At 42.7% G+C, this 26,332-nt stretch carries 22 protein-coding genes, 4 tRNA genes and 1 pseudogene; 16 read left to right on the forward strand and 11 right to left on the reverse strand.

The window, feature by feature from the left end:
* Positions 1–85: 85 nt before the first annotated feature.
* From FQ083_RS04310 to FQ083_RS04355, 10 genes and pseudogenes are all read left to right on the forward strand, one after another.
* A complete protein-coding gene (locus FQ083_RS04310) occupies positions 86–2,005 on the forward strand; it encodes a tetratricopeptide repeat protein (RefSeq protein WP_262880840.1) in 1,920 nt (639 codons plus the stop codon).
* A gap of 184 nt (positions 2,006–2,189) precedes the next feature.
* Complete coding sequence (gene lolB, locus FQ083_RS04315) at positions 2,190–2,828, forward strand: lipoprotein insertase outer membrane protein LolB (protein ID WP_149408972.1); 639 nt, start codon at positions 2,190–2,192, stop codon at positions 2,826–2,828.
* Positions 2,829–2,924: 96 nt separating this feature from the next.
* Positions 2,925–3,893, forward strand: coding sequence for a 4-(cytidine 5'-diphospho)-2-C-methyl-D-erythritol kinase (gene ispE / locus FQ083_RS04320; RefSeq protein ID WP_149408973.1), 969 nt, complete (start codon positions 2,925–2,927; stop codon positions 3,891–3,893).
* Positions 3,894–4,059: 166 nt separating this feature from the next.
* Positions 4,060–4,135, forward strand: a tRNA-Gln gene (locus tag FQ083_RS04325).
* A gap of 244 nt (positions 4,136–4,379) precedes the next feature.
* Positions 4,380–4,455, forward strand: a tRNA-Gln gene (locus FQ083_RS04330).
* 110 nt (positions 4,456–4,565) lie between these two features.
* The gene (locus FQ083_RS04335; protein ID WP_011512558.1) at positions 4,566–5,513 is read left to right on the forward strand and encodes a ribose-phosphate pyrophosphokinase; all 948 of its coding nucleotides are present in this window, start codon (positions 4,566–4,568) and stop codon (positions 5,511–5,513) included.
* Between the two features lie 432 nt (positions 5,514–5,945).
* Positions 5,946–6,620, forward strand: coding sequence for a 50S ribosomal protein L25/general stress protein Ctc (locus tag FQ083_RS04340; protein WP_011512557.1), 675 nt, complete (start codon positions 5,946–5,948; stop codon positions 6,618–6,620).
* A gap of 160 nt (positions 6,621–6,780) precedes the next feature.
* Positions 6,781–7,362 (forward strand): aminoacyl-tRNA hydrolase, encoded by a 582-nt coding sequence (gene pth / locus FQ083_RS04345; protein ID WP_011512556.1) that lies wholly within the window; start codon positions 6,781–6,783, stop codon positions 7,360–7,362.
* Positions 7,363–7,461: 99 nt separating this feature from the next.
* Positions 7,462–7,842: an aspartate 1-decarboxylase gene (gene panD, locus FQ083_RS04350; RefSeq protein ID WP_011279481.1), complete on the forward strand. Its 381-nt coding sequence runs from the start codon at positions 7,462–7,464 to the stop codon at positions 7,840–7,842.
* A 210-nt stretch (positions 7,843–8,052) separates the two neighbouring features.
* A pseudogene (locus FQ083_RS04355) lies at positions 8,053–9,032 on the forward strand (calcium/sodium antiporter).
* Positions 9,033–9,074: 42 nt separating this feature from the next.
* Here FQ083_RS04355 and FQ083_RS04360 read toward each other — a convergent pair.
* The 3 genes from FQ083_RS04360 to FQ083_RS04370 all read right to left on the reverse strand — a co-directional run bounded on the left by FQ083_RS04360 (position 9,075) and on the right by FQ083_RS04370 (position 10,252).
* Positions 9,075–9,728 carry an RDD family protein gene (locus FQ083_RS04360; RefSeq protein ID WP_149408974.1) on the reverse strand — a complete coding sequence of 218 codons (654 nt, stop codon included), beginning with the start codon at positions 9,726–9,728 and terminating at the stop codon, positions 9,075–9,077.
* A gap of 174 nt (positions 9,729–9,902) precedes the next feature.
* A tRNA-Arg gene (locus tag FQ083_RS04365) sits at positions 9,903–9,979 on the reverse strand.
* A 183-nt stretch (positions 9,980–10,162) separates the two neighbouring features.
* Positions 10,163–10,252 (reverse strand) — tRNA-Ser (locus FQ083_RS04370).
* 247 nt (positions 10,253–10,499) lie between these two features.
* Between FQ083_RS04370 and FQ083_RS04375 the strand changes: the two genes are divergently transcribed.
* Positions 10,500–11,294: a hydroxymethylpyrimidine/phosphomethylpyrimidine kinase gene (locus tag FQ083_RS04375; protein ID WP_149408975.1), complete on the forward strand. Its 795-nt coding sequence runs from the start codon at positions 10,500–10,502 to the stop codon at positions 11,292–11,294.
* Positions 11,295–11,417: 123 nt separating this feature from the next.
* On the opposite strand, the gene FQ083_RS04380 is transcribed toward FQ083_RS04375, so the two are convergent.
* Together FQ083_RS04380 and proC are read right to left on the reverse strand one after the other, a co-directional pair.
* Entirely contained in the window at positions 11,418–11,987 is a 570-nt protein-coding gene (locus FQ083_RS04380) for a YggT family protein (RefSeq protein WP_011512552.1), read from the reverse strand.
* A 121-nt stretch (positions 11,988–12,108) separates the two neighbouring features.
* Positions 12,109–12,942, reverse strand: a complete 834-nt coding sequence (gene proC / locus FQ083_RS04385; RefSeq protein ID WP_149408976.1) for a pyrroline-5-carboxylate reductase — start codon at positions 12,940–12,942, stop codon at positions 12,109–12,111.
* Positions 12,943–13,169: 227 nt separating this feature from the next.
* Between proC and FQ083_RS04390 the strand changes: the two genes are divergently transcribed.
* Positions 13,170–13,691, forward strand: a complete 522-nt coding sequence (locus tag FQ083_RS04390; protein WP_149408977.1) for a GNAT family N-acetyltransferase — start codon at positions 13,170–13,172, stop codon at positions 13,689–13,691.
* A 10-nt stretch (positions 13,692–13,701) separates the two neighbouring features.
* Here the strand turns inward: FQ083_RS04390 and tilS are convergent, their stop codons facing one another.
* The 3 genes from tilS to ppx form a co-directional block, all read right to left on the reverse strand.
* Positions 13,702–15,279 (reverse strand): tRNA lysidine(34) synthetase TilS, encoded by a 1,578-nt coding sequence (gene tilS / locus FQ083_RS04395; protein ID WP_149408978.1) that lies wholly within the window; start codon positions 15,277–15,279, stop codon positions 13,702–13,704.
* A 140-nt stretch (positions 15,280–15,419) separates the two neighbouring features.
* A complete protein-coding gene (locus FQ083_RS04400) occupies positions 15,420–16,223 on the reverse strand; it encodes an acetyl-CoA carboxylase carboxyltransferase subunit alpha (RefSeq protein ID WP_011512548.1) in 804 nt (267 codons plus the stop codon).
* A gap of 229 nt (positions 16,224–16,452) precedes the next feature.
* The gene (ppx, locus tag FQ083_RS04405; protein WP_133103900.1) at positions 16,453–17,979 is read right to left on the reverse strand and encodes an exopolyphosphatase; all 1,527 of its coding nucleotides are present in this window, start codon (positions 17,977–17,979) and stop codon (positions 16,453–16,455) included.
* A 405-nt stretch (positions 17,980–18,384) separates the two neighbouring features.
* Here ppx and FQ083_RS04410 point away from each other — a divergent pair, with 405 nt between their 5' ends.
* Positions 18,385–18,789 (forward strand): DUF962 domain-containing protein, encoded by a 405-nt coding sequence (locus FQ083_RS04410; RefSeq protein WP_011512546.1) that lies wholly within the window; start codon positions 18,385–18,387, stop codon positions 18,787–18,789.
* An 86-nt stretch (positions 18,790–18,875) separates the two neighbouring features.
* Here the strand turns inward: FQ083_RS04410 and hemL are convergent, their stop codons facing one another.
* Positions 18,876–20,177 carry a glutamate-1-semialdehyde 2,1-aminomutase gene (hemL, locus tag FQ083_RS04415; RefSeq protein ID WP_149408979.1) on the reverse strand — a complete coding sequence of 434 codons (1,302 nt, stop codon included), beginning with the start codon at positions 20,175–20,177 and terminating at the stop codon, positions 18,876–18,878.
* Between the two features lie 98 nt (positions 20,178–20,275).
* Positions 20,276–20,629 carry a zinc ribbon domain-containing protein YjdM gene (locus FQ083_RS04420; RefSeq protein ID WP_149408980.1) on the reverse strand — a complete coding sequence of 118 codons (354 nt, stop codon included), beginning with the start codon at positions 20,627–20,629 and terminating at the stop codon, positions 20,276–20,278.
* A gap of 295 nt (positions 20,630–20,924) precedes the next feature.
* Between FQ083_RS04420 and FQ083_RS04425 the strand changes: the two genes are divergently transcribed.
* The gene (locus FQ083_RS04425) at positions 20,925–21,692 is read left to right on the forward strand and encodes a YgfZ/GcvT domain-containing protein (protein ID WP_149408981.1); all 768 of its coding nucleotides are present in this window, start codon (positions 20,925–20,927) and stop codon (positions 21,690–21,692) included.
* 52 nt (positions 21,693–21,744) lie between these two features.
* Entirely contained in the window at positions 21,745–23,064 is a 1,320-nt protein-coding gene (locus FQ083_RS04430; RefSeq protein WP_149408982.1) for a D-amino acid dehydrogenase, read from the forward strand.
* A gap of 96 nt (positions 23,065–23,160) precedes the next feature.
* Here the strand turns inward: FQ083_RS04430 and FQ083_RS04435 are convergent, their stop codons facing one another.
* Positions 23,161–25,386 (reverse strand): molybdopterin oxidoreductase family protein, encoded by a 2,226-nt coding sequence (locus tag FQ083_RS04435; protein ID WP_149408983.1) that lies wholly within the window; start codon positions 25,384–25,386, stop codon positions 23,161–23,163.
* Positions 25,387–25,882: 496 nt separating this feature from the next.
* Here FQ083_RS04435 and FQ083_RS04440 point away from each other — a divergent pair, with 496 nt between their 5' ends.
* Positions 25,883–26,086, forward strand: coding sequence for a CsbD family protein (locus FQ083_RS04440; RefSeq protein WP_011512540.1), 204 nt, complete (start codon positions 25,883–25,885; stop codon positions 26,084–26,086).
* Positions 26,087–26,332: the final 246 nt, after the last annotated feature.

Below are 26,332 nucleotides of genomic sequence, written 5' to 3' on the forward strand. Positions count from 1 at the left end.
CTTTTACTAGGCATAGAAACAAGGTCAGAATAGGTGAATACTGTACGCTATGGTCTTTTTTGGGTCTTCATTTAGACGACAATCTATGCATAACGCTCAATCTAGCCTTAGCGCTTTGTTGCATGCTCTCATTGATCGGCTATGCCAACGTTATAAGCTAGCGTTTTCGTTGGCGGTTTGTTTGTGCCTAGGATTCCCTGCCTATGCTGACCATGCCATTGTCTCACCAAACATAGCTTTGCCCAAAGTCTCTCCCACTAACACTAGTAGTGCCACCGTTACCAGAACCATTAATGCCTCTAGTCAAGTCATTAACAGTCACACACCAGTGACTAAAAGCATCGATAATAAAAATTTGATAACTGATGCTTCGATAACCGAAAGTACTCCGTCATCTGACCTCAATAAAATAAGCAATGAACCAAGCTTGTATGCCTTATTAGATGCAGAATTTTCTGCAAATCGTGATGATACCGAGCGTGCGCTGATTATCTATAAGCAGCAATCATTTAAACAAGACGCCACAGCCGTATTTGAGCGCGCGCTGAGCTTGTCGTTACGTAATGATAGGGTCGAAGAATCTTTACAATTTGCCAAAGCATGGCAAGATGAAAACCCAGACCATGTGCCTGCTTGGTTTTATGTTGCTCATTTGGCACTGCGGGCGCACGATTATGAGTTGGCAGGCGAAACTCTAAATCGCATCTTGAGCTATGATCCTCGCGCCGACCTTAGCGAAATTCTGATTGGCATTTACCCAAACAGCGATGATGATAAGCGTGAATTACTCGCCGCTCTGCAACCTATCGCCAGTGAACAAAATGCCTCGCTGTCAGTCTTAAAAGCTGGCTTGCTTTATCAGTTTAATGAACCTGAGATTGCCATTGTTCATATCAATCGAGCAGTTGAGCGCCAGCCGGATTATGTGCCTTTTATTACCTTAAAAGCAGATATCTTGCGCAAAATCGAAACGCCAGAAGCAGTCATTGAGTATCTCAGACAAGCACGCTTGCGTAATGCTGACAGTAAGAATCTATACTTGTATGAGATTCGCTATTTGCTTGATTTAAAACAGAATGAGCAAGCGTGGCAGCTATTGTTAGACGCTCATCAGCGCTTTGCCGATGATGCTGAGATTACCTTGTTAGCGGCGCTGGTTAGCTTAGATATTGAAAAATATACTAGTGCCGATCAATTGCTTAATACGCTTGCCAAAAATCCCGCTTATTTAGATCAATCTTATTATTATCTGGGCATCAGTGCCGAGCGTCAGCAAAACTTTGAGCAAGCCAAATACTATCTCAATGCTGTCATGCAAGAGGACTTGGTATTGGAAGCTCGACGAAAAGTGGTCGCATTAGACTTACTCAATAATAATATTGATGCCGCTATCGCAACGTTAGAAAAGCTGCGTAAAGACTTTAGCGTCTTCGCTCCTGATAGCTTTGTGCTACAAGCGGATATCTTATGGCAACAGAATGAACCTGCAGAAGCCTTACGCCTATTAACTAAGGCTGCTCGTAAATACCCTGATAATGAGATGCTGCTTTTTGCACGCGCCCAGCTCCTTGATGATAAAGAGGACTATATCGTCAAGCGTACCTTACTTAATCACTTGCAAGCGCTTGACCCCAGCAATCCTGCTTATCAGCTAAGTTACGCCCAGTTATTGCTGGCCAATGAGCGTGGTTCTGAGCAAGGATTGGCGTTGGCGACAGCGATCATACAAATACGCTACGATGACCCTCGCTATGACAATGAGCTGCACCTGCAAGCCCTCAATGTACTGGCAAGTAATGCGCTGGCAAACGAGAATTATCAGCAAGTGATCGACTATCTGCAAACGCCTTACGATGTGCTCCCTACTTTACGCTCAGGGACATTGCTATTACGCGCTTATCAAGGCTTAGGCGACAATGAAAAAGTTGACGCTATACTTGCCGACTTGCAGCAGCGCTTCTCATTTGGGCAACACAATATCAATGACCGTATACAATTGTATTAATAACAAACGATATAATTAATAAGCAATGGCATAGTGCTTCTAAGTCCTCAAATACGACATCCTATTATTACAAGTCATGTATAAGAAGCTAACAGCCACGCATAACTGAGTAACAAATAACACTTAAGCTAACCTGCTTTCGAAACAAAAATTTTGCAAATTTGTCTATTTTTGAGGAAACATCATGTCTACCCTGCGATCTTTTTATAAACCTAATAAATTGGCCCTATTTGCCGCTATGACAGCAGCAATGGTAATTACCTCTGGCTGTCAGTCTATGAAGACCGCCAACGCGACCAACCAGCCTAGCACAACCATTCAAGGTCAAAATACTGAGCAACCAAAGAAACTTGAGAGCTTTAATATTACAGGTAAGATTGGTGTTACAACGGCTGCGAGTGATACAACAGGGGCGCAAGGCGGCAGTGCATTTTATGCATGGGGTCAACAGAATGATCGCTTTGCCATTGAACTCATTGGTGCGTTAGGCATTGGTAAAACCAATATCGAATACAATGGTCAATCTGCGACTTTGGTGAGCGAAAAAACCGGTACTTTGAATGCGGCTGACCCTGAAACCCTGCTTAAAAAAGCCACCGGTTGGCAAGCACCTATCTCTCAGATGCCTTACTGGATTTCTGGACGCCCAGCACCTTCAGACAGCGCACCGCAGCTTGATGTCCAAAAACGTCTAATTAGCTCGGTAAATGGCGAATGGCGTGCCAGCTTTAGCTACAAAGGCAATGATAAATTACCAAATAAAATCAGTGCCGTTCAATCGCAAGGTAATAAAGTTGTTATGACAATTGATCATCAAAAGTAATAGCACCAATTAGATTTGATCGCTATTGCAAACAGCCATTTTTATAAATGGCTGTTTGCGTTTTAAAATTGCACCTGAGAATTGTGACCATCATTTATGATTAAGAACGCTACTAATTCATCTGTCATCATGCGCTTATCACCAGCAAAGATTAATTTATTTTTGCATATTACCGGTAAGCGCGCTGATGGTTATCACAATTTGCAAACGGTGTTTCGCCTGCTCGATTGGGGCGATTATTTGCATTTTTCAGTAGCAGATGAATTAATAATTACTATTGATAGCGTAGCAGACAATAGCGCTGTAGATAATAGTAGCCTGTGTGGTCAGCTGCTTACGCTAAGTGGTGCCGACACCATAACCAGCAGCATAGAGGACAATTTGATCTTTAAAGCGGCTAATGCCCTACTGACAGCTGCCATAGACTCAAATTCGCTACCTAAGAATCTACCGAAAGTGTCAGTGAGGTTAGATAAGTACTTACCAATGGGCGCAGGCTTAGGTGGTGGCTCGTCCAATGCCGCGACGACATTATTAGTCTTAAATAAAATATGGCAGATTAATTTTGATCAAGATAGGCTGATAAAAATTGGCGCAAGCATTGGCGCTGATGTGCCGATATTTATTTTTGGACAAGATGCTATTGCGATGGGCATTGGCGAAGAGCTGACAGCGATTGATTTGCCCGAGCAACAGTATTTAGTATTGACCCCTAATGCTCACGTTAATACTGCCAAGCTTTTTGTGCACCCCAAGCTACAGCGAGATATCGCTCCGCTATCAATTAAGACCATTCAAAACCAGTCCAATGACTATGTGCAACCTTTAAACACGCCTTATCAAAATGTCTTTACTCCAGTGGTCACCAGTCTTGCTCCTGCCGTCAATGAAGCACTACGCTATTTGCAAGAGTTAGAGACTCAAGCATTGGGCACAGCTCGTATGACTGGCTCAGGCAGCGCAGTGTTTTTGCCATTGGATGCAGGTGTGATATCTGATAGAGCGCGTTTGGCAAAGTGGATTGAAGGGGCGCCCTGTCCTGCCTATTTAGTTCGTAATTTATGAGTTAGATTTGAGCTATAGTGTGAAAGTAAAGGGCTATAGATACAGCGTAAAAAGTTTTATGAATCCAATACCCGTTTTATTTCTAACCTATTTTTTAATAAAAGCTATAAAAAGGCGCAAATGACTTGCAAAATCTGAAAATTTAATTATAATAGGTCGCCTCAATAGGGGTATAGCCAAGTTGGTAAGGCATCAGGTTTTGATCCTGACATCCGTTGGTTCGAGTCCAGCTACCCCTGCCATTTTTAAGCTCAAAGCATTAGATGTGTGCTTATTATAAGCAGTTTATAGACAGCCGCTTATCTTATCGACATTGACAATGTTATCCCAGTTTCGGTATAGTTCGCAATGAACACCGTTAGGGAAAAGTTATGTTTTAGACGGTTTTTCCGTTTATCAGATAACGAACAGGTCGTGACGCTATTCTAATAATAACTTTTATTAAAAGTTGCTTTTAGATATCGACGTACACAGCCTAGACATTACAGGGGTATAGCCAAGTTGGTAAGGCATCAGGTTTTGATCCTGACATCCGTTGGTTCGAGTCCAGCTACCCCTGCCATTTTTTACTGTAATAGTAGTCATCAATCTTTTTCACCACTCTTTTCTGAATTTGAGCAGTTTGACACTGCTTAGCGGTCGCTGCTTGAGTCAATCAATAGGACTTCTGTCATGCCTTATTTGGCGATTTTTACGGGCAATGCCCACCCAGAATTAGCAAAAACCGTAGCCGATCATCTCCATATACCTCTTGGTAAAGCTGACATCACGCGTTTTTCTGATGGCGAAATTGCCGTAGAAATCAAAGAACACGTGCGCGGTAAAGACGTGTTTATCATGCAGCCTACTTGTGCACCGACCAACGACAATTTGATGGAAATCATGATGATGGCAGACGCTTTGCGTCGCTCTAGTGCTGGTCGTATTACAGCAGTCATGCCGTATTTTGGTTATGCCCGTCAAGACCGTCGCCCTCGTTCAGCTCGTGTGCCTATCTCTGCTAAAGTCGTTGCTGACATGTTGAACATCGTTAGTATCGATCGTGTGATGACCGTTGATTTGCACTCAGATCAGATTCAGGGTTTCTTTGACATCCCAGTCGATAATATCTACGGCACGCCTGTATTGCTTAACGATCTACAAAAACAAGATTATGATAACATCATGGTTGTCTCTCCTGACGTTGGCGGCGTGGTTCGTGCACGTGCGATGGCTAAGCAGTTGGGCGATACTGACATGGCGATTATCGATAAACGTCGTGCCCGTGCCAATGAGTCGCAAGTGATGCACATTATTGGTGACGTCCGTGACCGTGATTGTGTCATCGTTGATGATATGGTCGATACGGCTGGCACGCTATGTAAAGCTGCCGAAGCGCTTAAAGCAAATGGCGCACGCCGCGTAGTGGCTTATATCACCCACCCTGTATTATCTGGTAATGCGCTTAAGAACATCAGTGAATCAGAATTAGATGAGATTGTCGTTACTGATACCATTCCATTGTCTGATGCTGCCAAAGCTTGTAGCAAGATTCGTCAAGTGAGCATCGCGCCAATGTTGGCTGAAAGCTTACGCCGTATTAATAACGAAGAATCTATCAGCGCGATGTTTGACGCTTAAGAGTTATCGTAGATTGAAAAAAGCGCCAAGTTTCATTACTTGGCGCTTTTTTTGTTTAATGATTTTAATTAACAGTTTTGCGCTGTTGTTCGTATAGGTGTTTTTCATAAGGATCTTGCATAAGGGTTTTGCCCAGCTATTTTACGTAGGTCTTTCTTATTATTAGCCAATCACGTATAATGCGCGCCTGTGCTGACCGTTTTTTATGATTTAAAACAGTCGGTATTATTAAAAGTGCTGATCACGTTTAAAATAATGATTTTCTTGATAATTTTTATCATGGCAATCATTAGGTTAAGCACATGGCTAGATTTGATTATCGGCGTTTATCACGCACGACAAATACTAGCTATCATCACGTATTAGTGGATTGGTCGCAAATCCACTTTTTTATGACCAGACACTTCATCATTTTTCTATAGGATTACATCCATGACTATTAATCATTTTGCATTAAACGCAGTTGATCGTTCTGCTGAGCTTCAAGGTAAAGGTGCGAGCCGCCGCCTACGTAAGCAGAACCTAGTTCCTGCTATCATCTATGGTGGTGGTGAGCAGCCAACCGCTATCTCTATCAAAATCAATGAGCTAGTAAAATCACTAGAATTTGAAGCTTTCTTCTCACACATCTTGACTTTGAATGTAGATGGCGAAGAACATCAAGTAGTTATTAAAGACTTGCAACGCCATCCTGCTAAAGGTTTCCCAATGCATGCTGATTTCCAGCGCGTTGTGAAAGGTCAGAAAATCAACATGAATGTTCCTGTTCATTTCTCTGGTCGTGAAGAAGCGCCTGGTACTAAGGCTGGTGGTGTTCTATCAACACTAGTAACTGACATCGAAATCGTTTGCATACCATCACAGTTACCTGAATATCTAGAAATAGATGTATCTGGTATGGAAATTGGCGATTTGTTCCGTCTGTCAGACATCACTCTTCCTGAAGGCGTGGTTATTGCTGAGCTTGAATTAGAAGATGGTCATGACCGTACGATCGTGAACATGCAGCCACCAACGGTTGAAGAAGTTGACGAAGCTGCTGAAGTTGATGCCGCTGACGTACCTGCGACTGAGCAAGGTACTGACGAAAGCAAAGACGGCGAGTAATAAACCGGCTTTATATAGCGACTTATTGTTGTCTATATAATGTAAGGTTCGTTCAGTCAAAAAAAATAGCAGGTGATGAATATCTCCTGCTGTTTTTGTAAGTAAGGTTTGAGAAATCAGACCTGACCACTCATTTATTATAGTCAAGCAGGGTGTTTTTATGGCCATAAAGCTTATAGTCGGTCTTGGTAATCCGGGTCAGGAATATATGTTTACGCGCCATAATGCAGGATTTTGGTTCGTCCTTCATTTGGCTCAGCAGTTTAATATCACTCTCGCCCCCGACAAAAAATTCCATGGAGTGACAGGACGCGGGCAGATTCATGGGCATGACGTGCGTCTATTGATGCCGCTGACTTTTATGAATAAATCAGGTCAGTCGGTCGTGCCCATGGTTAAATTTTATGGCATTGATAATGACGAGCTGTTAATCGCCCATGATGAGCTTGATATTCCTGCTGGTAGCATCAAACTCAAAACTGACGGTGGTCATGGCGGTCATAATGGTCTGCGTGACATAACCCCCCATATTGGCAACGACTTCCATCGTCTGCGTGTGGGTATTGGTCATCCGGGTCACAAGTCTAAAGTCAGTGGTCATGTGCTTTCAAAAGCTGCGCCAGATGAGCAAATTGCTATTGATAGTGCATTATCTGCTGCTTTTGACGCCCTGCCTTTACTATTAGGCGGTGATGTCGAAAAAGCACGTTCGCAAATTAATGGTTTTAAATTACCTGAATGAATGGTGTTTCAATTATAATAGCCTTTTATTTTAGCAAGTTAATCCCCATTAACGTTTTGATTTGACTCATTTATATCCGTTACACTAAGGAAGCAATCTATGCTACTTAATATGCTCAAGTGCAAATTACATCGTGCCCGTGTTACTCATGCCGAACTTCACTATGAAGGCTCATGCGGTATCGACGGTGATTTGTTAGACCTTGCCGGTCTGCGTGAAAACGAATCTATCGACATCTATAACGTCACCAATGGCAAACGCTTTCGCACCTATGCTATTCGCGCTGAAGCGGGCTCTGGTATTATCTCCTTAAACGGTGCAGCGGCTCATATGGCAGACCTAGGCGATATCGTTATCATCTGTGCCTATGCACATTTTGATGAAGTTGAAGCGTCAACGTATCAGCCAAGACTGGTGTATTGCAATGAAGACAATACAGTTAAAGACACCGCAAATATTATTCCAGTACAAGTGGCCTAAGAAAATCATTTAAGAACTTGTTACATAAACCATGAGTAAATACATGGTCACACGGTTGCCATTTCTGTCAAAATCCCATTAAAATACTTGTACTTATATCGAAGCTGAATCCAGATTGTGATTCAGCTTTTTTTTATGCCATTTTTATATGACATAAGCTTGCTCAAAATCCAATATCTGTTTTTTATCTCTAACGAAGGAGTTATCTAAATGTGGTTGGCAGTTATTGCAATATTGATTGGTCTTGCGATTCTTGTTTGGAGTGCCGATGTCTTCATTGATGCCGCAACAGCATTGGCAAAAAAGTTTAATGCGCCCAGCTTCTTAATCGGGGTTATCATATTAGGAGTAGGCACATCTGCCCCTGAGATGGTCGTTCTGCATTGGCAGCATTGGAAGGCAGCCCTGAGCTAGCACTGGGTAATGCGTATGGCTCTAATATCATCAATATTGCTTTGGTCTTGGGTGCAACGGTACTCATTAGCCCTATTATCATTCATAAAGGTGTCATCAAGCGCGATCTGCCAATACTGGTAGTCATCACTGCATTGGCAGCGTGGCAGCTTCGTGATGGGCTATTAAGCCTAACTGATGGTCTAGTACTATTGGCATCATTGGTTATTGTGTTGGGAATTCAGATCATTCTTAGTTTACGTGAAAGCAAATCAAATGATGAAGAGGCTACTACAGAAAATTTGAGCGGTACAGAGGACAACCATCCTAGCTTGATGCGCGGTTTAGGCAGTTTAGTCATTGGCTTATCAATGCTGGTAGCAAGCTCGCAAGCCATCGTCTGGGGCGCTGTTGAGCTGGCAACGTTTTGGGGATTGAGCGAGCTGATTATCGGTCTGACTATTGTTGCTATTGGAACCTCGCTACCTGAATTGGTCGCAAGCTTATCAGCCGCGCGTAAAGGTGAGCACGACATGGCACTGGGTAATATTATCGGCTCTAATATATTTAACACCTTGGGCGTCGTTGGTCTCGCAGCGCTTATAGCGCCAATCACAGTCAGCCCAATTATCTTATCACGTGATATATTGGCGATGGGTCTGGTCACGCTCTTACTGGTAGCTATGGCGGTTTTTGCCTTTATGAGTAAGCGTCCATTCAGTCGCACTTCTGGCTCGACTTTGGTCTTATTCTTTGTCGGCTATACTTTATGGCTGATGCAAACAGCCAATATGTAAGGCTTAAAGTATGTTGACAGACTATGGCAATGATAATGCGGTTTATTTTCCTCGCTTGCGGTTTCTAATCACTCGCCATAGTCCTTCATTCTCTGTTTTTGGCATTTTTAAGGTAATGGTATTCGATAGCATATCTTGCACTGCGAGACCACGTGAGTTGAATAGGCAAAAAGCATAATTAAAAACAAAGCCCAGAAAGACACTGGTCAATAAAATAGCACGCGAGCCACCGATGACACTACCAATGAGACCAAATATAAGTGGCATGATACTGGCTGCTAGAACACGCTTAAAGGATTGCCCCCACGTGAGCAGATGACCGTTGTTATTAACGGTTTTAAGCCGCCAAGTCTGCATACCTAATGTCTGCCCACCGCGACGCCAGAACAACCCATAAAACCCTACCAACGTCAGGATAAAAGAGGGTGTCATAATAACGTTTTGATACCATGTTGGCAGTGATTGAGCTTGTGACGACTCGCTACCCGTCTCCATCGTCAACAAGGTGCCAACCACTGTCAGCACCGTCCCTACCAAAAATAATAATGCTAAAATCAGCATACCATCATAAAGAATCGCTGCCATGCGGGTGCTGGGTTTAGCAATCGCTAGCTCTTCAACCTCAGAGATATGAGTTGCAGATTTTTTGGCTTTAGCAGCGGATTTAGACGGACGTTTAGATAAACTCTTTGACATGGTACCAGCTCATAGCAAGCAATGAATAATAGCGCTATTGTACCGTAATTCAGGCACTTATCGTACACTATACTCAGGATAGTCGATTGGATATAAAGAAATCGCAGACGTAAAAAAACCGCCAAATTGTCATAAGACAGGCGATTGATTTAGTAAATAGGCGATGATGTAAAATGGTGCGCTTGGAGAGATTCGAACTCCCGACCCCTTAGTTCGTAGCCAAGTGCTCTATCCAACTGAGCTACAAGCGCGTACTTTACACATCATTTACTGCTTTGTTAATAACAATTACAGTAAATTAGGTTGGTCATTATATAGATAATTTCGCTTGTGTCAATATCTTTTTTTATTAAAATCAAATTAATTTTTATTTTAACAAAACAGAAGATAATTAACGCCGTTTTTGCGTGATTACTCTAATAACAACGAATAAATGGCGGTGAAGGAGGGATTCGAACCCTCGATACGCTTACACGTATGGTTCCTTAGCAGGGAACTGGTTTCAGCCACTCACCCACTTCACCTAACGATTTAAGACACTTATCAAAGTATTTTTTATAAAAACACCTCTTTAAACATAGTACTGATGCTAACAATACGTCTTATGCCGTGGGCGAGTATTATAGCAAAGCCAAAACGAATTGCAAGCATTGTCTGTCCTTTTAATCATGCTTTTTGCATAATTATCGATTTATCGGTCTTTATGGCTTTTTTGGCAGTAGATGGCTATAGTATTTACCACTTATTATAAAAGATATCAAAGGATGTGTTATGCGACCAGTCGTATTGTGCTTTTCAGGCTTAGACCCCTCAGGTGGTGCTGGATTACAAGCGGATATAGAAGCCATCGGTCAAGCAGGCGCTCATGCTGCTATCGCTTGTACGGCTATTACCATACAAAACTCGCAACAGGTATTTGGCTTTGAAGCTTGTGCCGCAAATTTAGTTAAAGATCAAGCCAGCGCTGTACTTAATGACTTATCTGTCAGTGTCATTAAGTCAGGCATGCTTGGTACGACTGATAATATCACTATGCTCACCCAGTTATTTGCTGACGAGATTATTGTTAAGGGTACTCCTTTTGTATTGGACCCAGTATTGGTCGCCAACAGTGGTGGTAGCTTAGGCGATGAGCAGACGCTAGTCAGCGCCTTTAAACAGCTGCTACCCTATGCCACCTTGATTACCCCTAACACTCATGAGCTGCGCGCCTTGAGTGCTGAACAAGACTTACATATAGGTGCTCAGAAGTTATGTGCACAAGGCACTCATGCAGTACTGGTCAAAACCTCACACGACTTCGATAGCGGTGATATTGAGCAGTATTTATACATAAAAGGCGAGATGGTACATAAAAGTGTCTTACCACGTCTAAAAGGCGAATTTCACGGCTCTGGCTGTTCACTAGCGAGCTTTATCGCTGGGCGCTTAGCGATGGGTGATGCGCTTATTAAGGCGATAAAGGCGGCAGATAGCTGGATTACCAAAACGCTGCGCGCCGCTGATGCACCGTACCCTGAGGATGCTAACGCCCAATTGATACCCAACCGCTTTGTACGCTTTTAGCACTTAGTATTTATCGTATAATTTTATCTAAATAACGAACATAAAAAAGGCGCTCTATCTTGTATAGAGCGCCTTTTTTATTTGAAATTTTATTATCTCGAAAATCTTTTTAACTTAACTGGCTTAACCTAACATCGGCATAAAGCTTGATGCCAAACCACCGATGAAGATTTCGAGTAGGTAAAAGGCAAAAAAGGCAATCATCGGTGATAAGTCAATCATGCCTAAGTTTGGCGTAATACGGCGAAACGGTGCCAAAATAGGTTCTGCTAAATTAACAATAATACCGATAAGCGGATGCTGAGACTGTGTAAAAACCACAATCCAGCTAACGATGATAGAACCAATCACCAAGTAGCGGCACATACGTAAAAAGTCTAAAACCAAGCTGATAGTACCGGTAAAAAACAATGGGACTGGCGCAATACCCTTATGTGTTAATGCTGCTTTTCCTGCGATATCAATCAGACGAATCAAAAACATCAGGACGATGGCAGCGATACTAATACGACCTTGTGCAACGGTTGGGAAAATACGTCCAAAGACATCGACGATATGGGTCGCTTTATAGGCAGGCGCAATCATAGGATTGCTAGCATCCATCCCTGCAAACTGCAGCATAAAACGAATAAACACCAACATCATGGCGAAGGTGGTGACCAAATCAAAAATTTGCAATAACATGTTGTTCATGAAGCGCTACTCAATGTGACATTATTAACAGGTTTTAGAATGACGAATGTCATTATCAGGCATTTATTATAACCAGTCAGAGGCAGCATTTTATAAAATACTACCTCTATTATAAAGATGATTATTTGCTCATCTCTTCACTCAAGGCTTGGCTGCGATCGTAGCACGCTTGCATGGCTTCACCAATTTGACGACCAATGTCATTGGCTTGCATTGATTCAATGGCGGCTTGGGTTGTGCCGTTTGGTGAGGTCACTTTACGACGTAGCTCGCTTGGCGCATCTTCGCTACCCATTGCCATTTTTGCCGCGCCTAACATGGTTTGCATCGCCAATGCTGAAGCCTGCTCTTTATCCAAACCTAAAGCCACTGCCCCATCAACCATAGCTTCAATAAAGTAAAACATATACGCTGGTGCTGACCCTGATACGGCTGTTACCGCATGCATTTGTTCTTCATTATCGACCCACATGACCAATCCTGATGCTTCCATGACCGCCGTTGCCAATTGCTTCTGTTCAGCAGAAATATTATCAGTACCGTACAGACCCGTTGCGCCCATTTGAATCATTGCAGGTGTATTTGGCATTGCACGGACAATATTGTCATAGCTACCCAACATGTCAGATAGAAGCTCAGTTGACAAACCTGCTGCCACTGAAATCACCAGCTGCTTGTCTAAGACATCCGCAAAGCTACTGACCACCGCTTTCATCACTTGCGGCTTAACCGCCAGCACCACAATGTCAGCATCGATAACGGCAGCTTTTGCATCAGCAGTTGGATCAACCGTATTCAATCCCTTAGCAACCAATTGCTCGCGCGCCTCGCTACTCGGATCAGCAACAGTAATCAGACTCGGTTTGACGCCGCAGCTGACTAGCCCGCTAATCAAAGCCTGCGCCATATTACCGCCACCGATAAAGCTGATTTTCTTATTATCTAATACTGACATACATGTCTCCTATTCAAAAAACCAAAGGTATTCAAACTAACATAATGATAGGTAAAATGACACTCAGTTTACCATACTGCTACTGGCGCTGTTCGGGAAATTCAAACGCTAACTAATAGTACTACTAGTACTACCGTTTAATTGAGATACTAAATTAACATCAAATATCACACAGCTTACCTGTTAGATTAAAAAGTCGTTTAAGTAGAGTGGTACAGGGGAAAAACATGTTTTGCATTCGTAAAGCTCATTCAAAAGATTTTGCGGATATTGCTCATATTCATTGTAAAAGTTGGCATGACGCCTACTTGAATCTGCTACCTAAGTCTTATATCAATCATAAAAACAATCTTCTTGAAAAAACGAAAATGTGGCAGGAAGTGATCACTCATCCGGATGTCATCATTTGGATAGCCTATGATGCTAATCATAAGAGCCTGGGATTTATTGGATATTTTACTAAAAATAATAGCTATGAAATCACAACTCTCTATGTTTTATCAGAATATCACGGGCGAGGTATAGGCACCGAATTGATGAACACTTCATTGCAAGCCATATTGAGTTTTAATATCAATGCAAATTTTTATTTATGGGTATTAGAGGATAACGCGCCTGCCATTCATTTCTATAAAAAATTCGGTTTTATCTGTAATGGTGAAAAAAGTGGAGAAAATTATAAAGATACACAAATAGTAGATATCAAAATAATCAAAAAAAATGAAGATCTACCCTACTCAAGTCTTTGAGTAACAAACATCAAAACGAGCTAGGTACAGTTAAACAGTTGCTAATAGCACTTTCTATATAATGAGGATTGCTTTCTAACAACTTATCAGAAGCTAATACCCAGTTTTCAAGAGGTGATAATAATAAAATAGGTTGTTCTATCGGGCAATCGTTCTCTAAAAGCTCGTTTTCACTACTTTCTTTATTTATCAAAGTCACGCTAACGACTACCAAACTCTCACGCATCCATGATGGAATACCTAAGGTTTGATAGAGCTTTTTGCCCGATTGTGGACGCGACGCCAATGCGGTTTGCACACGCTGATTGCGATCTAATGGCGCAAAGGTAATCCTAAGCTTATCTTTATCGCTTTCTAATAGTCGCGTTACGTCATTTGGCATAATCTGCACGTGCCAAGCAAATGTATCATCACTACGTAAGGTCATTGAAAATGATTCACTATCCACCTTATAAGTATCAGCCACAGTAAGATCGAGTAAGGTTTGCGTTCGTTCGATAAGCGGGATTTTTAGCCATGCTAGCCACTCATTACTAAGTCGATAAAGCTGCTGACGATAACGGCGAATAGTATATGACTGTTTGCGTCCTTGCCAAAACAGTTCCGTTTGATGATCATGATCATGACGCTGGCTTAAGCTCAATACGTTATCGACAAGCTGCTTAGCAGGCGGTAATGGCTCATCTTGACCAAGCCAATAATGCAATAGTTGTCGTTGGCGATAAAGTGGTAGCTTTTGTAGTTCATCTATATCTAGCACACGCTGGGCAGATGATAGCTGTAATGATGCTACCTCTGTCCACTGTAAATCTTTTGCCGCTTGTGCATTAACCGTTAATTGCGCATCGCTTAGTAGCTGCGCGCTACGCGCTATGTTATCAATAACGTTAGGATTGTATTTCGCTAATACTGGCATGATGTCACGGCGCAGTCCACTACGAACATTATCACCGCCGTCATTGGTGGGATCATCGATATAAGGCAGCTTTAGGCGCTTAGCATAGGCGCTGATATCGGCGCGCTGTATAATGAGCCAAGGTCGCCATAATATGATGCGATGCGCGTCCTGCGTTTGTACACGCCACGGCTGCATACCCGACAGACCATTTACTCCTGCGCCTTGAATCAACCGCATCAACACAGTTTCAGCTTGGTCATCAGCATGATGGGCTAATAGTAATACATCATCTTGATTGAGTTGCGCACGCATCACATCATAACGTGCTTGCCGTGCGGCTTGCTCATCATGTCCATTTACGTGTGCTTGCAAAATAGTGCATGGTATCTTTTGAGCTTTTGCCCAGTTAGCAACATGCCTCGCCCAAATAGCGCTATCCGCTTGCAAGCCATGGTTGACATGCAATAGTTGCGGTAAAAATGGCAGTTGACCTTGCTGATAGAGTTGCACACATAGAGCTGCCAGTGCCAATGAATCACGCCCACCACTACAGGCCAGCCAAATTCGCCGACCCTGTAGCTGCTCGCCATACTCAGACATACTGCTCAATAATGCCTTTGCCAAATTATCGTCAATCGGCAGTTCAGCTATTGGCTCAATAGGATGTGGTAGGATTGCACTGCTGCTCATCATTGACCTTATCTCATTAGTTAGTATATGAATTAATTGACAAAAAAAACGCGCCATAACATGACACGTTTTTATTTTAACATTAAGCGTAAGCCTCTAGTGCTAAAAGCTGATTGTCAACTATTTAGACACAGGACATACTAGCAAGGCAACATGACTTCTGAGTTAAACGATTTGAATTTCTCATAACGTAGTTCACAACGCGTATGGGTATCTAAATCTTTCAGCTCATCCAATTGCTCAACCAATAGAGCTTTTAATGCCGTCATTACTGGCTGTGGCTGAATATGAGCACCTTCACCTTCGTCGATGACCGCATCAATCAAGCCCATTTGATACAGATTGATAGCATTTAACTTTAAGGCTTCACTGGCATCTTGCGCTTTTTCGGCAGTTTTCCATAGAATAGAAGCACAGCCTTCAGGAGAGATGACGGAGTAAATACTATTTTGTAGCATATTCACTTTATCACCAACGCCAATCGCTAATGCGCCACCTGAGCCGCCTTCACCAATAATGGTGACGATGATAGGCACTTTTAAACTAGAAAACACAGCGATGCTTTCAGCAATGGCTTGTGCTTGTCCACGCTCTTCTGCGCCAATACCCGGATAAGCTCCTTGAGTATCGACAAAGGTCATAACCGGAATATTAAAGCGCTCAGCCATTTTGACCAAACGAATGATTTTTCGATAGCCCTCAGGGTTTGCCATACCAAAGTTATGCTCAATACGCTCGCGTGTGCTGCGACCACGGTGTTGACCAACGACCATCACTGGCATACCGTTTAGGCGCGCAAGTCCACCCAGGATTGCCTTGTCATCAGCAAAAGCGCGGTCGCCGTGCAACTCATCAAATTCGGTAAACAGCTGATTCACATAGTCCATAAACAATGGACGTTTGGCATGCCGTGCAAGCTGAACGCTATCCCAGACGGTACTCATAGACGCTTCCCTTTCTTAGTTATACTTAATAGAGCTATGTTCAATATGGTTATATTTAATAATAACATCGTTATCGGCTTTAGGATAATGAAAGTACAGTTGTAAACTCAATAAAAACTATAATAGCACATCTTATATGCCATAACATTACCGACAACACCGCTTTTGTTATGTTATTTCTAACCGCATTAATCAAGTAATCTATTAACAGTTTTAGCTGATAAAAAAATTAAACCTCAATGACGCTTAGTTTGACGCCCCATTTGGCAAATTGTTCTATTTCAGTCTGCAAATCAGATAATAAGAAAGCGTAGTGCTCGCTGCTATCACCAACCATGATTTGCCAATGATTGTCATCATCTACTTTTAATTCTAATGTTGGTAATTCATAATCACTGCGACTGTGATGTGCCAGTACTGCCAAACGTAACAGCAAGCACAGATAAACGAGCTGATCACCGCCGATAGTACACGTCTGCTCTAACATATCTGCTTTGAGCTTACGGCGATGATTTAACATCAGCTGTGCCATACGTTTTTGGTCGACTTGTGAAAACCCTGGAATATCAGAATGTTCCATCAAATACGCACTGTGTTTATGATAGCTACTATGAGCAATCGCCAGTCCTATCTCATGTAAAAATGCAGCTCGCCTGAGTAGATCGCCATCTTCCGTACTGAGTCCAAGTTTAGTTTGCACTTGCCCAAAAAGGTGTCGACTGGTTTTGACTACTTGCTTAGCCTGCTTTTTATCGCCTGAATAGCGCTTAATCAGTGCCAATACACTGCGGTCACGTACGTCTTCACTGGCAAATCGTCCAAGCATATCGTACATGACACCTTCGCGTAGCGCGCCATCTGAGTAAGTAATAGCATCTACGCCCAACACCTTCATGACTGCTCGTAATACCGCAACGCCTGCTGGAAATACGGCTTTACGGTGCTCTTTGACGCCTTCTAAATCAATGTCATCAACGTTGCCAATTTTAAGCAATAATCTTTCTAACTTTTTAACACCTTTATAAGTGATGCGCTCTTGCTCGTCTGCCCAACCTTTTGAAACAAGGACGTTACGTACCGCTTTAATCGTACCACTCGATCCAATGGCGCTGCTCCAGCCTACTTTTTGGTAGCGCCCATTGATCGCCAGTACTTCTTTGCGCGCAGCCGATATGGCGTTGTTAAAGGCTTCTTTGGTAATTTGCCCATCAGCAAAATACTTCTGCGTAAAGGCAACACAGCCCATCTGTAAGCTCTCAGTCAATAATGGATCAAACTCTTGACCAATAATAAACTCTGTTGAGCCGCCACCAATATCGATAACCAGACGCTTGTCACTACTGGCATTGGTATGCGAGACACCTAGATAAATCAAACGCGCTTCTTCTCGTCCCGCGATAATCTCAATAGGCTTGGGTAAGATTTTATTGGCACGGCTGATAAAATCATTGGCATTTTTGGCTTGGCGTAAGGCGTTGGTCGCAACAATACGAATACGCTCAGGAGGCACCGAATCTAGACGCGCCACAAAGCGGCTGAGACAGTCTAAACCGCGCTGCTCCGCTGCTGCACCCAAAATATTATGCTCATCCAGTCCTGCAGCTAACTGAACTTTTTCAGACATAGACACCACTTTTCGCACTTCACCATGATCGAGGCGAGCAATGGCTAAATGAAAACTATTGGAGCCAATATCAATGGCTGCCATCAGTTCATCTTCTGCGAGTGGTGGATTTTTTAGGTTGTCTTTGGGCATAAGTAAGGTCGTTACCGTGTCAGATCAAAAGATAATTAAAAGGGTTTAGGCTTTTAAAATAGAAAGTACGTTGGATTAAAGTAAGGACTACCATATATAAAAAAGATAATAATCACATAAATGATGGCAAGTTTTGCCATTAAAACATTTATGCCAAACGCTGGCAAGTAAGCGAAAACAACCGCTAAACAGCGGCTAAAAACAGGATAGATACTTTTTGAAGCAAAAAACATCTTCTACCCTTAGCCATTATTTGTTTAATATTGGCTTGCTACCACCACTATTGTCTATATTATAATAGAGAACAAGTACTTACCTATGAGCTTTATGGTATCAAGCTATTTCATTCTACTGACAAGACTCATTACGGATAGATGAGACATAACCTACAAGGAAGCCAAATCGATGAATAACACCCCTACGCAAACGTCACAAACTAAAGAAATTACTGCTGAAAAAGACAGCCAGAACAATCTGATAAAAATGGATAGCTCAGACAAACCGTCATTTTATGACTTTTATCTTGATGAGCATCAAAATATGGCTTGCCGTCGATTGCATTTTGCAGGCAGTAGCTTTGGGTTAATTGGACTGGCAAAATCTGTTAAGAATCGCTCAGCAAAACCCTTACTTAAAGGTATTGCCGCAGGATACGCTTGCGCTTGGGTCGGACATTTTTTCTTTGAAAAGAATAAACCCGCCTCTTTTAAATTTCCTTTAAAAAGCTTTGCTAGTGATTTTCGTATGTATGCGGATGTGCTGCGCGGTAATTTGAGTCTGAGAGACCGTAAGTTTGATAAAGTGCGATAAACACAACTGCCTTTATTATTCATAAAAAAACCAGCACAGTAATCTTGTCACTATGCTGGTTTTTTTAAACGCCTAAAACTGCTGTGTTACGCTTTTGCCATTTCTGCAAATATTTCATCAGCGGCTTTAATAGTCGCCTCGATATCTTCGTTACTATGCTTGATAGACATAAAGCCTGCTTCATAAGCAGACGGTGCCAGATAAATACCGCGATCAAGCATACCGTGGAAGAAGGTATTAAATAGCTCCATATCACACTCAGTCACATCATCAAAGTTTTGAGGTACAGTCGTCGCACTGTCTTTGACAAAGAACATTCCAAACATACCGCCCAATTTATTGGTACGCATATTGAGGCCATGCTTGTCAGCAGCCGCTTGGAAACCATCAACCAAATGATCTACTTTCGCTGATAGTTCATCATAGAAACCGTCTGCCGTTAAATCCTCAAACATGGCGATACCGGCGCGCATCGCCAGCGGATTACCGGATAACGTACCCGCTTGATAGACACCGCCAAGTGGCGCGATGCAAGACATGACTTCTTTTTTGCCGCCAAAAGCACCAACTGGCAATCCTGCACCGATGATTTTACCAAAGCAAGTCAAATCAGGGTCGATACCGAAGTGCGCTTGCGCACCGCCAAGTCCAACACGAAAGCCCGTCATCACTTCATCAAAAATCAATACTGCGCCATTGGCAGTACATTCTGCACGCAAGGTATCATGGAATTCTTGGCTTGGAATGACCATATTCATGTTACCAGCGATAGGCTCTAAGATAACGCAGGCAATCTCTTTACCCCATTTTTCAAAACAATCTTTAATCGCTTGCGGATTGTTATACGGAAGCGTAATAGTATGCTTAGCAAAATCTGCTGGAACGCCTTTTGACGTTGCTTCACCAATATCAAGCATACCTGAGCCCGCTTTTACTAGTAGACTGTCTGAATGACCATGGTAGCAGCCTTCAAACTTGACGATTTTGTCACGCTGAGTATAACCACGTGCCAAACGAATCGCACTCATCGTCGCTTCCGTGCCTGAGCTGGTCATACGAATCATCTCAACACTCGGGACGATTTCGCAAATTTTATCGGCAACGGTGGTCTCAAATGGCGTTGGCGTACCAAAGCTCAAACCATCATCAGCCGCTTTTTTGACCGCATCAATAACTTTTGGATGGGCATGACCCAAAATCATTGGACCCCAAGAGCCAACATAATCAATATAAGCATTGTCTTCGGTATCATAGATTTTGCTACCATTGGCACGGTGCATAAAGATTGGCGTACCACCGACACCCGCAAAAGCTCGGACAGGCGAATTTACACCGCCAGGGATATGCTTACGTGCTTGCGCGAATAATTGTTCATTTTTAGTGCTCATAGTTATTCTCTATTTAATCGTTTTTTATTTAGTGATTTTATACGTAAGGATTGTCTATTCAGTAATTTGTATTATTTTTTTCACAATAAATGTATAGCTTAAGCTTTTTTAACTACCGATGATTTAAGTTTCATCGGACCATAGCCATCAAGCTTACAATCAATATCATGACCATCGGACGCATCTGGCAATAGACGAATACTTTTTGCTTTTGTTCCTACTTTGATGACGGTTGAAGAGCCCTTGACTTTCAAATCTTTAATCACGGTCACGGCATCGCCGTCTTGCAGCTCATTACCAACGGCATCGCGAATGACCGCGTCTTGATCTTCAGATTGTGCTACATCGGTTTCTGCCACTGTCCATTCATGAGCACACATCGGGCATACCAGCAGCGCGCCATCTTCATACGTATATTCAGCATCACATTTCGGACAATTTGGTAAGCTCATAATTTCCTCGGCAGCCATCATATATTAGGTTTATTCCAGAGCTCACATTGTACCGTAACTCGCGCTCTTTAACCAATTTGTACGCTTGAAAACCGCTGGCTGTGCCCAATCTAACGCTTGATAGCTATCTTAACGATGACGTTTTTTATGAGGGTGTTTTTTGTGGTACTCTTCTTAGCCTCATCTGATTTTATAATTGTTTATCTTGGCATAAAAATCTGAGCTATCATTTTTTGATACTTATTCTTAACATTTAGTGCTTTATAAAAAACCTCTTTTTAGAAGGATAATAACAATGACTCAATCTATCAATGCGGCGACGTTACCACAGTTTTCCCAATTATCTATCCAAGGTGAGGATGCCGAAAAATTTTTACAAGGACAATTAACTTGTGATGTCACTAAGCTCGGACTCAGCTATCAAGCCGCAGCCATTGGGAATTTAAAAGGTCGCATAGAATTCGGTATTTGGATTAAAAAACAAGCTGAAAAGCATTTTGATGTGGTCATCAGTGCAGATTGCGCTGAGGCTTTCCAAGGACATTTAAAAAAATTCGGTGCCTTTTCAAAGTTTGATACTAGTGCCCCGACCTCTATTTATCCTTGTGTTATTGACGAAGTGCCGACTTTTAGCCATCAGGACGACCATAATACATCTAAGGATATCCAAGCTTGGATGCAGTCTAGTATCGCAACTGGTAACTATTGGATAGTAGCGGCGACGCAAGGCGAATTCCAACCACAAGAGTTGCGTCTGCATCAGCGCGGCGGCATGGACTACGACAAAGGCTGTTATTTGGGTCAAGAAGTCATCGCCCGTATTTACTTTAAATCAGCGCCGAAAGCGTTTTTGCACTATGTAAAAGGAACAAGTGTAAAAGGGTCAGGTACAACCCCTGCCGCTGGTGAAAAACTGGATAAAGTACAAGTCGTCAATGCGATTACTACTAGTGAAGGCTTTGAAGCATTGGTCGTGGCTCGTCCAGAACAGTTGGCTGAAAGTAGTCTGACCATATTGGATTTACCATTGGCGTTACAAGCGGATGTCGCTCGCCCCAAGTAATACCAGATAACAACGCTCTCATCTAATTTCACCAATCGCAGCAGAGTAATCTATGACCCATATTGCGGTACTCGGAGCAGGCGTGGTGGGCGTGACCACCGCATGGTATCTACGCCAAGCAGGCTATGATGTGACCGTGATTGAGCGTGAGTCAGCCGCTGGTATGCAAACCTCATTTGCCAATGGCGGACAAATATCAGTCTCTCATGCAACCCCTTGGGCAAATCCTACTGCACCGATAAAAGCACTCAAATGGTTATTTCGCGAGGATGCACCGCTGCTTTATCGATTGCGTGCGGATAAGGCGCAACTTAAATGGGCGATGCAGTTTTTGCAAGAGTGCCGTGCAGATCGTGCGGATGCAAATTTAGTACAAATGGTACGTTTGGGATTGTACTCACGCGACGCTTTACAACAATTACGCACGGATATTGGGATTAATTACGAGCAGCAAACGCGCGGTATTATGCATTTTTATACCAATCAAGCGGAGTTTGATGCTGCAATAGCGCCTACAGAGCGTATGCAGGCGCTCGGCTGCGAGCGTTATGTGATTGACATCAATAATGCCGTTAGTCTCGAGCCAGCACTTTATCCCATTGCGCATAAGCTCAAAGGCGCGACGTATACCAGCCATGATGAGTCAGGCAATGCCCATCTATTTACTCAGCGTTTAGCTGAACGCTGCGCTGAGGCTGGCGTTAAGTTTTTATACGACACTGAGATCTTAGCGATTAATATGGATGCTGACTCTGCGCGTCCGCACGTACATAGCATTACCATTCGACCTAATGGCGAAAATGCGCAAACCTTTAGTGCAGATAGCCATGTACTGGCGCTTGGTAGCCATAGCGTCGCTTTAATGAAACCTCTTCGTATGCATCTGCCTATTTTCCCTGCCAAAGGCTACTCGGCCACTTATCAAATCAACCCACGAGCACCCCATTTAGCACCCTTTGTCAGTCTCATTGATGATGAATTTAAGCTGGTCACATCGCGTCTCGGTGATAAATTGAGAGTGGCGGGGACAGCAGAATTTAATGGCTACAACTTAGATTTGAATACCATACGCTGTGAGGCCATCACTCGCCGCGTGCAGCAATTGTTTCCCAAAGGCATAATTGCCAACTCTGTACAATATTGGACAGGGTTACGACCAATGACGCCCTCAAATGTCCCGTTAATAGGGCGCGCGCATATGGGTAAAGTCCGACATGGTAGTCGAAATATTGACGCTACTTTTGATAATTTATGGCTCAATACTGGTCATGGCACGCTTGGCTGGACGCATGCATGTGGTTCGGCTAAAGTAATTAGCTTATTGATACAGGGTGAGATACCTGAGGTTGATTTTGATTTTATCGGTATCTAGATTTAGTCTAAGACAAATTAATAAGGTAAATAAAAAGCGCTTATCATTATAAATAAGCGCTTTCGAGTCCAATCTTAACTATAGGACTGATTGTATTTATGCAGCACTACCCGACTCGGCTTTTGAATGTGACGAAGAGTTCGAACTATTTGACTCAGCAGCTTCTGAGAATATAGTTTCTGCGTGTATAGCTTCTAATTGCACAGGGACGCCATTTACAGCGGCATTACCGCTTAACTCATCAATCAACGTATCATCTGTCAGATCATTCACACTGACGCCTGCATGCGCTTGAGCGATTTTTTGTTTAACGCCTTTACGGCCGTGACCAAAGCCATGCGGAATACTCACTACCCCCGCCATCAACTCATCAGTGATTTCTGCTGCAACAATCACGCTACCGACGCGCGAGGTGACTTTCACGTCTTGACCATCCTCAATACCATATTGCGCAGCAGTATCTGGATGCAGCATGAGCGTACAGCGCGGCTTACCTTTTACCAAGCGATAGCTGTTATGCAGCCACGAATTATTACTACGGACATGGCGACGACCTATCAATAAAATCTCGCTGTCATCATAATCTTGCATCATCGCTTGCACGCGGGCAAGATCTGCTTGGTAAAAATCGACATTCAGATGAATCTGCTTATCTTTGTGCCGTAAAGCTTGCGGCAACATGGTTTTAAGCGGTCCTAAATCAAGACCATGAGCATTTTTCTTGAGCTTGTTCAGTGTCATGCCAGCATAAGGTCCACGCCGCAATCCTTGATCGAGTATGAATTTCGGTCCTAATCTCTCTATTAACAACTGTTCGACTTTGGTTGCTAAAGACGCTTTTTTATCCAAGCGTTTTGCTAGCTCCAGATAGATTTGCCAGTCATGCTTGGCGTGCTTATTTTTACGAAACAACGCTTTTGAATATTTAGCGACGTTGTGTACGGCAAAATTATTAAAGGTAACGTCGTAGTGCTCGCGCTCTAAGGGTGAGACTGGTGGCAAAATAATATTAGCATGGCGACTGGTTTCATTGACAAAATAATCAATGGCGACCATAAAATCTAACTGTTCAAAGGCTTGATCTAATTTTTCGCCATTGGGTGTACTCAAGACAGGATTACCTGCCACAGTCATAAAGCCTTTTAATTGCCCCTCACCTTCGATCAATATCTCATCACTCATGGCAACCACGGGATATTCACCATTAAAGTCAGGTAGCTTGCTGACACGACTATGACGCTTACCCAAATACCCCGGACCAGAATTATTCACCACATCGACTGCAGCATTCGGGAACATCAAACCACCCACCTCATCTAAGCGCCCTGTCACGATATTAATAACCATAGACAAATACTGGCTTAATAAACCAAATTCCTGCACTGATATACCCATCCGACCATAGCAAACCGAGCTTTTTGCTTCACAAAATTCTGTGACCAGTTGCTTGATGTCAACCGCAGCTATGCCCGTAATAGCGGCAACTGACTTTGCACTATAGTCTTTGGCAAAATCTGCCAGTCGCTCTATTTCTGGCGCGAGTGCTGCTGCTCTATTATTGATACTTGCTTTATCAGCATAGCCTTGCAAATAAATCTCATTGAGCATCGCTAATAATAGCAACACGTCAGTCGCTGGACGAATAAAGTGATGCTCGCTTGCGATATCAGCGGTTTCAGTACGTCTTGGATCGATGACGACGACTTTGCCACCACGTGCTTTAATGTCTTTTAGTTTTTGGCGCATGTTTGGTGCCGTCATGATACTGCCGTTAGACGCTAGCGGATTGCCACCTATGATAAGCATATAATTAGTACGGTTGACATCAGGCACAGGAATACGCAGCATATGCCCAAATAAATGCATGCTAACGATATGGTGTGGTAATTGATCGACCGAAGTGGCAGAGAAGCGACTGCGCGTTTTGAGGCTGTTTAGCAGATGCTTAATCGTTAGCATGCCACCCAGATTGTGTACGTTGGGATTGCCCAAATAAACACCAAAAGCATTTTTGCCATGTTGTTTTTGCACTGCACCAATACCAGCTGCGACTTTATCTAACGCTTCAGTCCAGCTAATTTCTTTCCAGCCTTTAGCCGTTCTTTCAACAGGATGACGCAGGCGGTCAGGATCCTCATGCAAATCTTGCAAGGCAGTCGCTTTTGGGCAAATATACCCTTTAGAAAATGGATCGCTCTTATCCCCTTTAATCGATAAAACCTTTTTTCCATCGTGCTTTATCTCGATACCACACATTGCCTCACACAGAGTACAGGTTCTAAAATGCGTCTGCTCTTTGGATTTGGTTTGTTCAGTCGCCACGGTCGCGCTCCCTGTTTTATATTATCATTCTCAATAAATCGATACTGAATTCCTTTTTAAGACTGTGATTACTGACAGTCTATTCTCTACTATATCTCGCTAATGCTGTAACTCATAGTCAAATGTGTGCACTGTAGTTATGCACCTTAGTTACGTACCTCACTGACAAAACATCCTAATGATTACATAACTAGACTGCTCATAACATAGTCATGATTTTTTTTATAATTGAGCAACAGTATCAACATTGTCCATACAGACAAAGCATTTTGAAATTCATATATTAGTAGCACAAGTTAGCCATTGGCTATTTGTAACGTAGTTAAGTGTTTTAAAATGCGCTATATAAGAAATAAGCTATCTAACAGCCATACTGTACCAGCAATAAGAATCATAAATAATAATTTGGATACTAAAGCGTGATGCAACCTGTTGATTTAACTTTTAAATAACAGCTACTGTAAAAGACGCAATAACTAAAACAAGGAAAATAGCAATGAATGAACATACTCTAAAAGGCGAGTGGAACCAAGTGAAAGGCTCAGCAAAGCAGAAATGGGCTGACCTTACTGATGACGATTTATTACATGTTGAAGGTAGCCGTGATAAGCTCGTTGGTAAAGTACAAGAGCGTTATGGTCATAGTAAAGATGATGCTGAGCGTGAAGTAGATGCATGGCGTACTGAAAATAAATACTAGTAAATAGTGATGCTTGTAACAAGAGTTAAGATAAAATTTTTATAGGCAGATTATTTAAACGAAAACCGCATTAGAAACTAATGCGGTTTTTTTATGTTCAATGTATCAGCAAATACTTATCAGGGACAAAGCTCAAACCTCAGACACGATAAAACCGCATAGCAATTAATTGTTATGCGGTTTTATTGTTAACTATCCTTGTTACCCACCACGGCTCTAATCGCTGCATCCTTGCAAGATATTGAG

This window comes from Psychrobacter sp. ANT_H59 (assembly GCF_008369225.1).
GTDB lineage: Bacteria > Pseudomonadota > Gammaproteobacteria > Pseudomonadales > Moraxellaceae > Psychrobacter > Psychrobacter cryohalolentis.

What these genes read in the sequence shown, in the direction of transcription:
- tilS (WP_149408978.1), bottom strand. Translation starts at nt 15,279, where the DNA reads ATGAGCAGCAGTGCAATCCTACCACATCCTATTGAGCCAATAGCTGAA.
- FQ083_RS04380 (WP_011512552.1), bottom strand. Translation starts at nt 11,987, where the DNA reads ATGAACAACATGTTATTGCAAATTTTTGATTTGGTCACCACCTTCGCC.
- FQ083_RS04340 (WP_011512557.1), top strand. Translation starts at nt 5,946, where the DNA reads ATGACTATTAATCATTTTGCATTAAACGCAGTTGATCGTTCTGCTGAG.
- FQ083_RS04425 (WP_149408981.1), top strand. Translation starts at nt 20,925, where the DNA reads ATGACTCAATCTATCAATGCGGCGACGTTACCACAGTTTTCCCAATTA.
- proC (WP_149408976.1), bottom strand. Translation starts at nt 12,942, where the DNA reads ATGTCAGTATTAGATAATAAGAAAATCAGCTTTATCGGTGGCGGTAAT.
- ppx (WP_133103900.1), bottom strand. Translation starts at nt 17,979, where the DNA reads ATGCCCAAAGACAACCTAAAAAATCCACCACTCGCAGAAGATGAACTG.
- FQ083_RS04440 (WP_011512540.1), top strand. Translation starts at nt 25,883, where the DNA reads ATGAATGAACATACTCTAAAAGGCGAGTGGAACCAAGTGAAAGGCTCA.
- FQ083_RS04310 (WP_262880840.1), top strand. Translation starts at nt 86, where the DNA reads ATGCATAACGCTCAATCTAGCCTTAGCGCTTTGTTGCATGCTCTCATT.
- lolB (WP_149408972.1), top strand. Translation starts at nt 2,190, where the DNA reads ATGTCTACCCTGCGATCTTTTTATAAACCTAATAAATTGGCCCTATTT.
- FQ083_RS04420 (WP_149408980.1), bottom strand. Translation starts at nt 20,629, where the DNA reads ATGAGCTTACCAAATTGTCCGAAATGTGATGCTGAATATACGTATGAA.
- pth (WP_011512556.1), top strand. Translation starts at nt 6,781, where the DNA reads ATGGCCATAAAGCTTATAGTCGGTCTTGGTAATCCGGGTCAGGAATAT.
- ispE (WP_149408973.1), top strand. Translation starts at nt 2,925, where the DNA reads ATGATTAAGAACGCTACTAATTCATCTGTCATCATGCGCTTATCACCA.
- FQ083_RS04375 (WP_149408975.1), top strand. Translation starts at nt 10,500, where the DNA reads ATGCGACCAGTCGTATTGTGCTTTTCAGGCTTAGACCCCTCAGGTGGT.
- panD (WP_011279481.1), top strand. Translation starts at nt 7,462, where the DNA reads ATGCTACTTAATATGCTCAAGTGCAAATTACATCGTGCCCGTGTTACT.
- FQ083_RS04430 (WP_149408982.1), top strand. Translation starts at nt 21,745, where the DNA reads ATGACCCATATTGCGGTACTCGGAGCAGGCGTGGTGGGCGTGACCACC.
- FQ083_RS04410 (WP_011512546.1), top strand. Translation starts at nt 18,385, where the DNA reads ATGAATAACACCCCTACGCAAACGTCACAAACTAAAGAAATTACTGCT.
- FQ083_RS04400 (WP_011512548.1), bottom strand. Translation starts at nt 16,223, where the DNA reads ATGAGTACCGTCTGGGATAGCGTTCAGCTTGCACGGCATGCCAAACGT.
- FQ083_RS04335 (WP_011512558.1), top strand. Translation starts at nt 4,566, where the DNA reads ATGCCTTATTTGGCGATTTTTACGGGCAATGCCCACCCAGAATTAGCA.
- FQ083_RS04360 (WP_149408974.1), bottom strand. Translation starts at nt 9,728, where the DNA reads ATGTCAAAGAGTTTATCTAAACGTCCGTCTAAATCCGCTGCTAAAGCC.
- FQ083_RS04390 (WP_149408977.1), top strand. Translation starts at nt 13,170, where the DNA reads ATGTTTTGCATTCGTAAAGCTCATTCAAAAGATTTTGCGGATATTGCT.
- hemL (WP_149408979.1), bottom strand. Translation starts at nt 20,177, where the DNA reads ATGAGCACTAAAAATGAACAATTATTCGCGCAAGCACGTAAGCATATC.